This is a genomic window from Anaerotruncus sp. (assembly GCF_057433415.1).
In genome coordinates, this window is record NZ_DBMDHH010000012.1 from 48,940 (window position 1) to 63,097 (window position 14,158).

Consider the following 14,158-nt stretch of genomic DNA (forward strand, 5'->3'; position numbering starts at 1 on the left):
TGTGAAACGGCGAAAATTTGGTATACTATTGAAAAAGCAGTATGGAGGAGTCGGCATGAAAGCATTGGTGACGGGCGCGAGCTCCGGGCTCGGGCGGGATATCGCACGGGTACTGGCCGCGCGGGGATGCAAACTGATCCTGACGGCGCGCAGCCGCGACAAGCTGGAGGCGCTCGCCAAAACGCTGCCCGGCGGCGCGCAGGTCGTCTGCGCGGACCTCTCGGACGAGAAGGAATGCCGCCGCCTCTACGAGCAGCTGCGCGCGGAGAAGATCGACATCCTCGTCAACAACGCCGGGTTCGGGCTGTGCGGCATGTTCGACAAAACCGACCTCGACGCCGAGCTGCGGCTGATCGATACGAATATCCGCGCGGTGCACATCCTCACCAAGCTCTTCCTGCGGGACTTCATCGCGCGGGACAGCGGCTACATCCTCAACGTCGCCTCGTCGGCGGCCTTCTTCCCCGGCCCGCAGATGGCCGCCTACTACGCCTCCAAGGCCTATGTCATGCGGCTGACGCTCGGCGTGCGGGAGGAGCTGCGCCGCCGGGGGAGCCGCGTCTATCTCGGGGCGTTCTGTCCCGGCCCGGTGGATACCGCCTTCAGCAGGACCGCCGACGTGCGGTTCGCCGTCGGCGGGATGCCGAGCCTGGAGGCCGCACGCCGCGCCGTCGACGGGATGTTCGCCCGCCGCGCGCTCATCATCCCCGGCGGGCTGATGAAAGCCGCCAAGCTGGCCGCGCATTTCGCGTCCGAGCCGTTCGCCGCGCGTCTCTGCTGGCACATGCAGCGGCGGACCAAATAAGCGTTCCGAGCCTTTAAAATCAAAAAATGGCCGCCCGTTGGGCGGCCATTACCATTCCTTGGAGACCTGAAGACATTGGGAGATCGCGCCCTCAAGTCCCGCGATGACCATCTCCTGCGCGAACGGAGGAAGGCGGTCGAGCATCTGCTGGTACCGCGCGAGATCGTTTTTGGGAAGCAGGTCGATCACCTGCTCGGGCTGGAGCAGCTCCTCCAGCTCCACGCCCAGCGCGGCCGCCACAAGGTCCATCGTTTCAAAGGTCGGGTTCGCTCTGCCGCATTCGATGTCGCTGAGCAGCTTTGTGCTGATTCCCGCGCAGGCCGCAAGGTTTTCCTGATTGATCTTCATCCGCTCTCTGCGGGCCTTGATGATCTGTCCCAGATTTGCGACTGTCATCGGCGATTCTCCCCTTTTTATAAAATTATAGGTAAAATCGCAGATTTTCTGAATAAACCATGTTACGCGTACTATTTTACCAGTCACATAACTTCAGTTGATACCCATTTTTTCTCATTTTCATGACAGCGCCTCACGCGGCCGCCGGCCCGCGAGCAAAAACCGGCGCTTTCCTATTCCCGCCCGCGGACGGTCTCGAGCCACATGGCCAGAGCGCCCTCCGCCCCCCGGACAAACAGCTCCTGCCACGCCTCGGGAAGGCGGTCGACCATGGGCTGCAGGCGGGAAAGCTCTCTTCTGGGCAGCAGGTCGACCTCGATATCCGGCTGAAGCAGCTCCTCGATCTGGAGGCCGAACGCCGCGGCGATACAGTCCATCGTATCAAAGGTGGGGTTCCCGTTGCCGCACTCGATGTCGCTGAGCTTCCGGTGGCTGATGCCCGCCCTGGCCGCGAACTCCTCCTGTGAAAGGCCCTCTCTCCGCCTGAGATACCTGATCTTCTGCCCCAGAACCTGTACCGTCATTGACATCACTCCCTATGTCGAAGTATAGGGGATTTTGTCGAAGAATGGAAATAACTGTAATTCTGCAATTATGGTGCGCATTCAAAAGCCGCCCCGTTCCGTTCCCTTTGCTTTCGGATGCGTGAACCGCCGCCAGCCGCCATACTTGCAGGGAAGGTTTTGAAAATCGCCGCGCGCTTTCCTCCGGGAGGGTCGAAAAAGGCCGGGGAGCGGTTTTTCACCGCTCCCCGGCCTTCCGTATATCCGCCCGCCACAATTACGCCGGCCGAGCGGGCCGGCGTCAATCGTGCAGCCTGTTGACGCGGGGGGCTTCATTCATCACTTGGGCGGCGTCCGGTCCTCCCGTCCGCGGTGGGATATGCCGCCGCTCTGATATCCGGCGGCCGCGATCAGGGCGGCGGAAACCGCCAGCAACGCAAACGCCGCAGCGGGCAACGGGCCGTCGCCCGTGTTCGGGATCGACAGCGGGATGGGCAGGTCATCGATGAGCTTGAGGTCGTCCGGAAGGTCGAGCGGCACGAGCACCCGCACCGAATCGCCGCCCCCACCGCCGCCCGACGGGCCGATGTAGGGGGAGTTTTCGATCCGCAGGTAAAACCGCGTCGACGCGCTGAAGCTGTTCCCGGGATCCCTTTCGAATTCCGCGAGGCCGCCGACCGCCGCCGCCTCCTTCGTCCCGTGCCCGCCGCTTTCCGCGTGGGAGGGCGCGCCCATCGGCTCCCCGGTGTCCGTTTCCGCCGCCAGCGCCGTGATTCCCATGCACAGCGCCAGCACGCACCCCAGAAGCGCCGCCAGAACCCTGTTCATCCGTTTCATCCTTGTCCCTCCCGTGATCAGCTTAAGACGGTGATCGTCAATTTCGCGCCCGCCGACCCGATATATTCTTCCGTCTCGGGGTCGTATGCGTTAAAGACCGCCGTCGCGAGGTATTCGCCCTTTTCCAGCTCCACATCCAGCTTCGCCGACTGGATGTGGTGGTTGGGCTCGATGAGCCCCGTTTCGTAGATCAGCTCGCCCGTGTCGTCCAGCGTGATCAGCACCTGCATGAGATACCGGTTGCCCGGCACGTTTTCGATCTGGAGCGGGCCCTCGGCCTTTCCGTTTTCAAAGGTGGGCGCCGTGTTGATCGAGATATTGAACATGCCCTCTTCCACGATCCGGTTGAGCTCCGCCTGGATTTCCTCCTCCGTCTTGCCCTCGAGCTGCCCGGCGAGCGCCGCCGCTTCCCGCGCGAGGCCGGACGGCCCCGCCTTGGGCGCGCGCAGCAGCAGAAACGCCAGGATTCCCAGCACGAGCAGCAGCAGGATACACGCCGCGGCGAGCAGCTTTTTGCCGCCGTCCCGGGTTGCGTTCGCCCGCTCCTCCGTCTTTTCTCCGTTCATCGTCCATCCCGCCTTATTTTGTTTCTATTTCAAGGCTTGCGCCGTTTGTTTCCTTGTTGGGGCGCGGATCGCTCCGCGGGCTCGGGTGGATATCCTGCAGGCCCGAAGGCCCCCGCGCGGGGGAGTTCCCCGCGCGGGATGTTAAGGAAGAAATTAAGCCGCCGTGACAAAATACATCACGTTCACAACGTTGGTGTCGTCGCCTTCGTTCACGCCGCCGGGGGCAATATACGCCTGCAGGGGGAGTTTCAGCTCGCCGTCGGTGGTACCGTTATTTTTAACGACCTTCCAGGGGGCGGCCAAATCCGTGTTTTCACTGTCGGAAATCGTGGAAAGGTCCACGCCGTTGACCGTCATCGCCATCGTCTTTGCCGCGGTCAGCGTGTTGTTCGCACGGACATAGCCGCCGCCGCTGTAAACGCTGCTATCGAAGGTGTTGAACGTCCAGCCCTCCTGCGGCAGCGCCCGCATGGCATAGACCTTGATGTCCGTATCCGTTCCGGTGTTGAGGATTTTGTACGCGTCGGCCGGCGTAACAACCATGCCGTCGCCGCCGTAGGCGTACATGCAGACCCACAGCGGGATCGTCGCGCTGATCTGGGTATCCCCGGACACGGCGTTTTTATCGATGTTCAGGTAGAAATCCGTCTTGCCGAACTGGCTTCCGCCGCTGGTGGCCAATTCCTTCTGCTCGCCGACCGCAGCTTCGGAGTCAATGCCGTGTGTACCGCCATCGTGCGCCGCGAACGCGACAACGCCCATGGACATGACGATCGTGATTGCCAAGAGAACCGCTAACAGTTTTTTCATTGTTTTGACCTCCTAAGATGTTTTGTATTGGGATTGTTTTGAAACCTTATAAAAAGTGATTCGCTCACATACCCCCTCCTCAGTTCTGCGGCCGCATTCAGTTTTCTACCTCGAGGACCAGCTTCGCGCCCGCCTGCCCGGCGATCGAATGTTCGTCGTCCGGCATGTGCGCGGTGAAGACCGCGGTCGCGTTATAGACACCCGCCGGCAGGTCCTCGGACAGCCTGATATACTGGATGTACTGTCCGGGCCTGATACCTTTGGATTGGTAGACCGTTTCGCCCGTGCTGTCGAGCGTGATCTGGACCGTCATGTTGTAGCGGTTGGCGGCGATGTTCTCGATGTTCGCGAGCCCTTCGCCGTTCCCGTCCGGGAAAATGAGATAGGTGTTGATCGCAATGTTGAACATGCCCTCTTCCACCACGCGGTTGAGCTCCGCCTGGATCTCCCCCTCCGTTTTGCCCGGGAGGTGGCCGGTCATGGCCGCCACGTCGAAGAAGGTGTCCTGCTGGCTCTGCCACCAGTACCAGCCTCCCACGCCCGCCGCGATCAGCAGGATCAGGAGCAGCAGAAGCAAGAGCAGTTTCCCGCGGCCCTTTTTCGGGGCCGCGCTTTCCGTTTCATTCATCGCTTATCACCCCCCGTCACCGGCCGCGCCGCTGATGCCCACCGTATAGGTCACGGCGGCGATCTGGGTCTCCCCGTCCGCCGTCACGCCCCCCGCGGGGATGTAACATTCGACGGGCACCGCGCGTTCCGCCGCCGCCCCGATGGGCTTGAAGAGCGGGCCGATTTTATCCGCCGCCGTCCAGTCCGCGCCCACGTCCGCCGAAACCCACTGGGTATCCAGCCGGAGCGCCGCCTGACCGGCGGAGAGGTTGTTCCTGGAGACGTCGTAGCTCCCGTTCGTGAGGAACCCGCCTGCCGGGGGCTGTACGAACGACCAGCTTTCCATCGGGCTCACCGACATTCCGGTGACCTGCACCGGGAAGAGGGAGTTGTTCTTGATGACGTAGCTCCCCTCCTCCGGCGTGACGACCTTGCCGTCCCCGCCGTAGCCGTACATGCACACCCACAGGGGCACCGTCGCGTCGATCGAGACCGGGTTCGTATGGAACGGAATCCGCGCCATGTCGTCCGCGTAGGCGTTTGCCGCGCCACGCTCAAGCAGGGATATCTTCATCGACAGCCAGCCGTCCCGGGATTCGCTGATGGCATTCGCATTGTAAAAATTGAATGGGAGAGTAACCGTCTGGTTCCACCCGCGTGTCTGGCTGACCGGATATTCCGTGCCCTCGTAGGGCCTCGTCCATGCAAACTTATTCATGGCGTCATTGCGGCCCCACTCCGTGCGTCCGGCCGTGACGGTCTCCTTGCTGACAAGCTGCGGGGTGTAATCCGCGTCGGCGCTCTCCATCGTATAGCTTCCAATGCCCACGGAAAGCGATGTCGAAGTGCCGCCGGCCAACGGCTGCTGGATGGCTATGACGATCGACGCCGTGTCGTTGGGGCCGGAATCATCCGCGCCGAGCGTCGAGGTCTGCACCGCAGTGCGGTCGCCCGCACTGTACTGTACCTTCCAAAGTGAAAGGCTGAACGAACCGCTTTTCGCGACGGTCCCGTTGGCGTCCGTGGCTTCCAGGTGGTAAACTCCGTCATCGCCCCAGTTCGGCGTAAAGGTGACCGAAACCGATGCTTTGCCCTCGTTGCCCGAATTGACCACGCCGCCAAACGACGTGTCGATCTTATTTGTTCCACGATAGAGTTCGCAGCTGACCACGTCGTCGGAGGACACCTCCGCCATGATCGTCGCCGGGACGCCCGCCTGTTTCAGGAAGTCCCGCTCCAGGTCCATGAAGTGGAAGGGCTCGCCCAGCTCCAGGGTATTTGCTTCCGTGGGGGATTTCGCCAGCGTGTAATCGATGCTCTCCGCGAGCAGGAACTTCGCGGTTTCGTCCGCGACGTCCTCCACGACGCCGTTTAAATAGACGGCGACGTTACGGCCGGGGCCGTAGTCCGCGTCCGCGCGGTCCATGTCCACCGGGATCGCCGCGGAATCCGGAAGCGCCCCGTCCACGTTGATGACTTTTCCCTTCGGCAGGTAGACGTACTGGTCTGCGCCGAAGGAGGTCGCCCTGCCGCGCAGGCGCAGCGTGCCGTTCTGGTAGATTCCGTTGCCGCCGCTGCCGCCGGTGACCGTGTTGCCCGAAAGCGTCAGGTTTTCCGCCGTCACCGTGCCGCCGCCGATCGCAATGCCGCCCGCGTACTGGGCGCCCGTGTTGTCCGCGATCACGCAGTTTTTCAGCGAGGCGCTCCCCGACTTGAGCCAGAGGCCCGCGCCCCGGTTTTCCCGGATGCTTCCGCCGGTAATTTCAACCTGCCCGCCGAACGTCGCGATGCCGCCGATCATATTCTGCGCTTCGTCCCCCTCGTTTTCGGAAATCTCCCCGTCCGTCATGACCAGGGAGGCTCCCACACCCAAGAAGATTGCGCCCGCGCCGTTATTAGCACTTAACCCGCTGTTTCCGGTGATCCTACCGCCGTTGATTTCGATCGTCGCGGCCTCAGCCTGCAAAGGCGTGGAGATTGCGCCGCCAAGGAGCCCTGCGGTGTTGTTTTGCAGGACCGCCCCCTCGTTCAGGATCAGGCTTCCTTCATTCACGGCGATGGCGGTTTCACTGATAATGCCCGGCGCGGCGATCTCCGCGGCTCCGGTCACACCGTGGCGGTGCCCGTCGACGGTAATCTCCTCCAGCGTCAGGCTGCCGCCGTCAACTGTAAAGATGGAGCCGCTGTTGCTTGTTACCGCGTAGTTATCCCCGAGGCTTCCGTGCGCCTCCGGCTGGGAATAGCGCATGATCGTCACCGGACCGCCCGCGTCCACATAGCCCATTCCATAGAGCTCCTGTCCGCTCAGCGTGATGTTCTGGCCCTCCGGGATCGCAACTTCTCTCACCACGTAGAGGGTGCCGCCCTTTTGCGCGGCGAGCTTTTCATACGCCTTCGCGAGGGTCTTGACCGCCTGGGCGGGCGATCCGCCGTCCCTATCGTCGCTGCCGTTTATGCCGTCGATATAGACCGCGCCCTTCGCCTGCAGCTCGAGGACGTTCCCGCCCTCCCGCTTTCCGGCGGTGAAGCCCGCCGATACCCGGCCGGACAGCGCGGCCTTCGACGGGTCGACAACGATCGTATCCGGATTCTGCGCGTCATAGGTGATGATCGTCCTGCCTTTGTAGGCGTCTGTCAGATCGATCTTCAGGGCCCCCCTCGGTGCAAAGGCGTTGAAGGTTTCAATATATTTTTCCGTCCCGAGGAAGACCTCTCCCTCGACCGACAGATCCTCATCCGTGCCCGCCGCCGAGGAGATCATCAGCTGGCCGGCCTGGTAGACCGCCGAACCCTCCTCCGCGTGGGTGTTTGCAATCGTGGAACCGCCGTAGAGCTTGTATGTTCCGCCCTCCGCGATATACACCGCGCCGCCCTGTCCGTCTGCCGAAGTATTCCGGTTGTTGCGCAGGACCGCGCCGTCGTCGGTATGGAAGCTTCCGCCGGACCGCACCGTCACGAGCGGCGCCTGCGCCTCGACCGCGGGCGCGGCCAGCGCCTCCGCGCCCTGCGTCACCGCCTCGCTGTGGCCGTCAAGCGTCGTGCCCGCGACCTGGAGGGTGCCGCCGTTTTCAACAATGAAAAGCTCCGCCGTGTTGGACGCCTTGCCGTACCCGGGCAGCGGCAAAACCGGCTTGGAGTAGCGCTTGATGGCGACCGGGCCGCCTTTGATCGTGACTGCGCCCGCACCGGTAACGTTGAAGATGTAGCTGTCGGAATTGATCTTGACCGAGCCGGTAATCTTCACCGGGTTGACGATATAGATCGTGCCGCCGCCGTCCGCCTTCAGGCTGCTATACGCCTTATTCAGCGTCGCGAAGGCCCCGTCCGGGGTCGCGCCGTCGCCCGCATCCGCCGACAGGGAGCCGTCCACATAGACGAAGCCCTTTTCGCCCAGCTTGAGCACGCTGTGCCCGCCGTCGGGCCCGCTTCCGACCGTGCCGTGCACCAGCCGGTACTGGGCCGCGACCGCCTCCGCGAGCGTGAATTTGGCAAGCTCGGGAGCGGGAGAAACCAGCACGCCCTGATAGGCGACCACTTCACGGCCCGCGTAGGGATCCGCCACGTCCACCGTCAGCGTCCCGGCAAATCCCGTTACGGCATCGACCGTCCTTCCGGCCGCGAGGTATACGGATCCCTCGGCCGTGGGGTTCCCGTTGACGCTCATCGTGCCGTTCTGGTGGACCGCGTCCCCGCGCGCCGCCTGCGTGTTGGAGATCGCGCCGCCGTTGAACGCGAAGATGCCGTCCGGTTCCACAACGACGGCCCCGCCGTCGCCGGAGGTCTTGTTGTTGCAAAGCACCGTGTTCTCGTCCATCGTCAGGCTGCCGCCGCGCGCGACGCGCACCAGCGTGCCCGCGGCGGTATAGCTGTCCTCCGCGCTGCGCCTGCCCTCGATCGAAATGCCGCCGAGCGTGAGCGTTCCGCCGTCCGCCACGCGGACAAGGTCGCCCGCGAAGGCGTCGTAGGTCTTCTGCCCCGAGACTTCAAAGCCGCTATACCGGCGCAGGTACTGGCCGTCCGCAAGGGTCCAGCCCGTCCCCGGTTCGGTCACCGTCACGGTTCCGGTCACGTAGATCGCGCCCGGTTCCCCGGCCAGGGCGGCCTTTGCCGATTCAAAGGTCTTGAAGGCGCGCGCCGGGGTCGAGCCGTCGTACCACTCGCTCGTGCCGCCGTTTTCACCGTCCAGGAAGACGATCTTGCGCAGCACGATGTTGGGGGACGCCTTATCGAGCAGCAGGGCCTCCGTGTCCGCCTGGAAATACCGCAGGTAGGCGGACGCGTCCGATACGGCGCTGCCGCTTAACGGGCTGACCACCGCGCTTCCGGATTGATACTGCGTGTCGCCGCCGCCCATGTTCATGGTCAGGCGGTACTTTCGGTTCTGGGTGATCGCCGCCGAAACCCGGACGGGAGACGCGGTGGTATTCAGATGGATGGTCCCGTCGATCGCGGTCCGCCCGCCGTTCAGGACAAAGCTGCCGTCCGCGACATAGACGCTCCCGCCATGCTGCGTGCTGTTTCCGAGGGCGTTGCCGGAGATCTGTCCGCCCGCCGCCGTGACCGTGCCGCCGTCGACGTAGACGCCCGCGCCGCCGGTCACACCGGCCGCCGTCGTCCTGTTTCCGGTGACGCCGCCCGCGTTGATCGTGAGGGCGCTCTTTTCGCCTGAGACCCGGACGCCGCCGCCCGCCAGGGCGGTGTTGTCCGAGACGGTGACGCCGTTGAACGTGGCGTTGCCCACCAGATCGATGCCGCCGCCGTTCGCCGCCGCCGTATTTCCCGTAATGCTGCCGCCGCTGTAGACCTGCTTGGTCGTACTATCGTTGATCCCAATGCCGCCGCCGCTGCCTCCCGCGCGGTTGCCGGAGACGCTGCCGCCCGACATGGTAAAATTCGTGCACGAAAACAGGTAGATTCCGCCGCCGTCCCAAGCCGCCTCGTTGCCGCTGATTACGCCGCCCTCAACTGTGAAAGACCTGCCCACCATCCCCATCATGATGGCGCCGCCGTTTGTTGCCGACGTGTTGCCCGAGATGGTTCCGCTGCGGATGGTAATAGAACTAGTCATCCCAGTCCCGATGGCGCCGCCGCCCGTCTTTACCACGTAGTCCGTTCCGGTCGCGTGGTTGCCCGTGATCGACCCGCCGTCCACAAGGACAGTCCCGCCTCTCACAAGGATGCCGCCGCCAAAGAGAGCGGTGTTTCCGCTGATCTCGCCGCCGTAGAGTGCAGTTATATTTCCAAAAGCGTTAATTCCGCCGCCAGCCTCCGCCGTATTGTCTGAGATGGATCCGTTCCGCATGGTCACGTTGCCATCCACACCGCCACCGCCGGTTTTTGCGGCATTGCTATTGATCGCGCCGCTCTCCAGCGTCAGTTCGCCGTAAACGCCGCCGCCGTATCGCCCGGCCGTGTTGCCGGAGATTTCCGTGTCCCCGCTCACCACGACGGTGCTTCGGCTGTTGTTGGTACCACTGTAGACGCCGCCGCCATCCGCACCCGCCTGGTTCCCGGTAATTTTACCCCCGGTGATGACACAAGAGGGAATGCTTCCAGATGTTGCGCTGAGGTAAACGCCGCCGCCGCTGCCGGAGGCCGTGTTGCCGCTGATTGTGCCGCCGCTCATCTCGAAGGAGGAGCCGGTCGCCCGGATGCAGACGCCGCCGCCGAGCCCGCTGACCGAATCGCCCGTAAGCCCGCTTTCCCCGTGCGTGTTGTCCGAAATGGTTCCGCCGTTCAGGATGAACTTGTGGGTATTCCCCTCAATGATGACGCCGCCCATCTGGTTGCCCGTCACAGAGCCGCTGTTCATCGTAATCGTCATGTGGTCGGAGGGGGTGTGCAGGCCGGGGCCCGCGTTGTTGCGGATGATCGCGCCGTCAATCGTGCAGGTACCGCGCGTGGGCACAACGCCGGGGCCCGTGCCGTTTTCGATGACCGTTCCCTCGCCCAGCACCAGCGCCGCGCCGCCGCTGACCTGGATCAGGCCCGTTCCGTAGCGGCTCTGGGTGGTGCCCGACACGATGGGGGTTCCATTTCCGTTGACGACGACGTCCTTCAGCGTCAGCTTCGCGTCGGGATACTCCACCACGCTGCCGGCGCCCTCACGGGAGATGAAAATCGGCGCGAAGGTATAAGACCCGTCCGCCATTGTGCGGATCTCCGGCCGCCAGGTCTCCCCCGCGTTGTCCGTCATCTCCGGGAGGGACCAGGTCTCGTCCTCCCGAACCACCACGGTGGCGCTGATGAGGATGTTGGTTCCCGCGGAGCGGGATTTCAGCAGCTCCTTCGCGCGCGCAAAGGTACGAACCGCGTCGTCCGGGCTGGTACCGTTGTTACCGTCGTTGCCAGACCCGCTGAGGTAGACGTAGAGACCGCCCCGGCCGACGATGTTATTGCCTTCGCCGGCCAGCGTCAGGCCGCCGCCCATATCAACCAGGGTAAACACGCCCTGTTCCAGATAGGACGCGGCGTTATACCCGGCCGCTCCAGCGACCACCGTTTTTCCAATATAGGTATCCGGGACACGGAGCTGGAATTTTTTACTGGTATCCAACGGAGCCAACAGGCTGATCGGTGATTTCTTCACCTCGGAATTCTGCTCCATGTCGATGAAGATTTCGTCAGGGATCGTTACGCCGGTCCCGCCCAGGTTGAAGTACGCGCCCTCATGGGCCACGCCCGCCCCGCGCTGCGCGGTGTTCCCGCTGACCGTCACGCTTTCCTCGATCTGGAGCATCGCGAGCCCCGGCGCGATGTAGACGCCGCCGCCCGTCGAGGTCCGCCTGCCCCTCACGGATTTCGCTTCGTTATTCGTGATCGAGGCGGAGTCACTCATGACGAAATCGCCGCCCGCCACATAGACGCCGCCGCCGAGCGAGCCGTCCTCATGGCGGCTCTCCTCCTCCGGGTATGCCTCGTGCACATGGTTCCCGCTGATCGACGCGTTCCCGCCCATCTCCATGCTGCTGGTGCCGGCGAGATAGACGCCGCCGCCCTTGGTGGCCGTATTGCCGCTGATTTCCGCGCTTCCGTTCATGAACATCCTATCGCCGGCAAAATAGACCCCGCCGCCGAGCGCTTCGCCGCCGCGGTCAAGGATGTCGTCGCAGAGGTTCCCGGAGATTTTACCGCCGCTCATCGTAAAGCCGCCGCCGGCGATCCAGACGCCGCCGCCGCGGTGCACCGCGTATCTTTCCGTCCCTTCCACAACGGCGTAGTTTCCGGAGATTTCGCCGCCGGACATGGTCATGCTGCCCCCATCGAGGTACACGCCGTTTCTACCGTTCCCGGTGATTCTTCCGGAGACGACTTTGACAGTGGATGCGCCCGTGGCGTTGATGCCCCGGCCCTTGCTGCCGGAAATTTCGCCGCCCGCCAGCGTCACCGAACCGCCGGCGACGCTGACGCCGCTGCCCGCGCTGCCGCGGACGGCCGCCCCGTCCGCCAGCGTCAGGCTGCCGCCCGCCGCGACCGACACGATCGTATTGACAGATGTTTCGGCCTCGCCGTAGAGGCCGTCCAGAACGACGTTTTCCAGCGTCAGGCTGCCGCCGTCCGCAACGGTGACAAACTGATTGAGCGTAAGGGCGGAATCATCCCAGCGGGTCACTTCGACCGTCTCATCAAGCGGGGAGGACCAGGTCTCGGTACCGCTCACGGTCACGGGGCCGCAGAGGATGATCTTCGCCGGGATTGCGCCGCCGCTCTTCGAGAGGATTGCCATCGCTTTTTCAAACGTACGGACCGGCGAATCGGGCGAAGCGCCGCTGCCGTCCGCGGCGGCGGTGCCGTCCAGATAGACGCCGCCCATCAGCACCAGATTGTTTTGATAGCCCGCCAGCGGATACGCCGTCCCGCTCAGCGTGAACGCGTCTGCGTAATCCGCCGCCGACGCCAGCGTCCCGCCGGACTGTACGATGATGTTGCCCGGGCGGTGGCTGCCGCTCAGTTCGACCGCAAAGACCTTCCCCGCCCCGGGCGCGCCGGTCAGGGTGATCGTTTCCTCCGGGCTTTCGAGCCGGATTTTTCCCGTGAGTGCGGCGGCCGGGCCGTTCAGCAAAAAGGCCGCCTTTGTTGCGGAAGTCGAACGGTCGACCGAAACGGCGAAGCCGCCGTCCGGCGCGGCCACAGACCCCGCCGACAGGACGAACTCCCCTTTCGTGACAACGCCCGTCTGCGTCGCAGAGATCGAGCCGCCGTCCATCTGGAAGGCGCTGTCCTCGCCGACTTCCACCCCCCGCAGGACGTTCGAAACGGTTCCGTTCTCCATTGTAAACCTGCCGCCGCGGACAATCTCCGCGCCGACATCCGTCCCGCTGACGGTTCCATCCCGCAGAACCAGACTGCCCGCGGAGACGCGGATCATCGGCGCCTCAAAGGCGGAACCGGAACTGCCGCCCTTGCTGCCCGAAAACGCGCTTCCCCCGGTGACGGTCAGCGTTCCTCCGGAAACGGAAATATTTCCGCTGTCGCCCGGCCTGCCGCCATGCAGGGTGATCCCATCCAGCGTGAGGCTGCCGGTCACATCGATCAACTTGTTATTACCGCTTCCGCTGCGGGAAACGGTCGCTCCGGACCAGGTTTCGTCCCCTTCCACCGGGACGGTCCCGCAGATACGGATCTCTCCCTGTCCGGACAGCTCGTTGAGCAGAAGTTCCTTTGCGCGCGCGAAGGTGCGCACCGGGTCGTTCTCCGCGGCGCCGGTATTCACATCGTCCCCCGCGCCCGAGAGATAGACCGCTCCGTTGTAGACCACCGCCGGGCGCGCCTGGACGACGCTCGCGTCGTCCGCGCGGACCGTCAGGCTCCAAGCGGGAGTCGCAGCCTGTAACGATTGGGTCAGGGCAAGCTTCGCCAGCGCGTCCCGCATGGAGACCCCCTCGGCGGCGCGCGCCGCGTCAAACGACGCTTTAAAGCCGTTTTCGCCCGCCGCGAAGGAGAGCACCAGCGTGTCCTCCGGCAGCGCGAGCAGTTCGACCGCCTGCGCCGTATCCGGGTGCTCGAAGAGAATCTGTCCGCCGGAGAGGCGCAGCCCGGTCCCGATCTTCAAAATGCCGCCCGCGAGACGGATTAGCTCGTCCGTCTGGACGTCCGCCCCGGAAATCTCGATCTCCGACAGGGTCATCGCAACGCCCTCTCCGAGGGTAAAGATCGCCCCGGAAGGGTGGTTTTCATGACGCGCCACCCGCACGGGCGTTTGCGCGAGGCCCGCAAAGACGCCGCTGAAAGCAAGGTCTCCCGGCGACATCTGGGAATTGCGTTTCAGGTAATCCGCGCTCTCCGCCGCGGGATTCATGCAGTAGATCGTGCCGCCCGGAGCGGCCAGTTCCAGCGCCTGCTCGAAGGAACGCACCGGCGCGTTCTCATCACCCCGGTTGTCGTCGCTTCCGCCCCAGATCGTCGCCGTGCCGTCCGCGTTGCTCTTCGTTTCGGGGTCGGGGTTCCAATAGACGACGTCCCGGCTGTGCAGCTCGATTTCGGGCGCCGCCAGGGACATCGTGGTCAGCAAATTTTCGCCGCGGAACGCCTTGACGGTGTACACCCCGTCCGCGCTCGCGGGCACGGCGGTGCTCGCCTCCGTCACCTCCGACGGGGCGTTTTCTTCGTGGCCGTTTTCTTCGCCGCTCTTG

The 14,158-nt window shown here is 64.0% G+C and carries 8 protein-coding genes; 1 reads left to right on the forward strand and 7 read right to left on the reverse strand.

Annotated features, from left to right (window positions below):
* The first annotated feature begins 55 nt into the window (after positions 1-55).
* The gene (locus tag ACZO3G_RS05375) at positions 56-805 is read left to right on the forward strand and encodes an SDR family NAD(P)-dependent oxidoreductase (protein WP_288234757.1); all 750 of its coding nucleotides are present in this window, start codon (positions 56-58) and stop codon (positions 803-805) included.
* Between the two features lie 48 nt (positions 806-853).
* On the opposite strand, the gene ACZO3G_RS05380 is transcribed toward ACZO3G_RS05375, so the two are convergent.
* From ACZO3G_RS05380 to ACZO3G_RS05410, 7 genes are all read right to left on the reverse strand, one after another.
* Positions 854-1,201 (reverse strand): helix-turn-helix transcriptional regulator, encoded by a 348-nt coding sequence (locus ACZO3G_RS05380; RefSeq protein ID WP_101550161.1) that lies wholly within the window; start codon positions 1,199-1,201, stop codon positions 854-856.
* A gap of 173 nt (positions 1,202-1,374) precedes the next feature.
* Complete coding sequence (locus tag ACZO3G_RS05385) at positions 1,375-1,725, reverse strand: helix-turn-helix domain-containing protein (RefSeq protein ID WP_288234755.1); 351 nt, start codon at positions 1,723-1,725, stop codon at positions 1,375-1,377.
* Positions 1,726-2,043: 318 nt separating this feature from the next.
* The gene (locus ACZO3G_RS05390; RefSeq protein WP_276871911.1) at positions 2,044-2,541 is read right to left on the reverse strand and encodes a hypothetical protein; all 498 of its coding nucleotides are present in this window, start codon (positions 2,539-2,541) and stop codon (positions 2,044-2,046) included.
* Between the two features lie 17 nt (positions 2,542-2,558).
* Positions 2,559-3,107, reverse strand: coding sequence for a hypothetical protein (locus ACZO3G_RS05395; RefSeq protein WP_276871915.1), 549 nt, complete (start codon positions 3,105-3,107; stop codon positions 2,559-2,561).
* Positions 3,108-3,260: 153 nt separating this feature from the next.
* On the reverse strand, positions 3,261-3,917 hold the full coding sequence (locus ACZO3G_RS05400; RefSeq protein ID WP_101550155.1) for a hypothetical protein: 657 nt from the start codon (positions 3,915-3,917) through the stop codon (positions 3,261-3,263).
* 97 nt (positions 3,918-4,014) lie between these two features.
* Positions 4,015-4,545, reverse strand: a complete 531-nt coding sequence (locus ACZO3G_RS05405; RefSeq protein WP_276871917.1) for a hypothetical protein — start codon at positions 4,543-4,545, stop codon at positions 4,015-4,017.
* 6 nt (positions 4,546-4,551) lie between these two features.
* Entirely contained in the window at positions 4,552-14,091 is a 9,540-nt protein-coding gene (locus tag ACZO3G_RS05410) for a right-handed parallel beta-helix repeat-containing protein (protein WP_276871918.1), read from the reverse strand.
* Positions 14,092-14,158 lie beyond the last annotated feature (67 nt).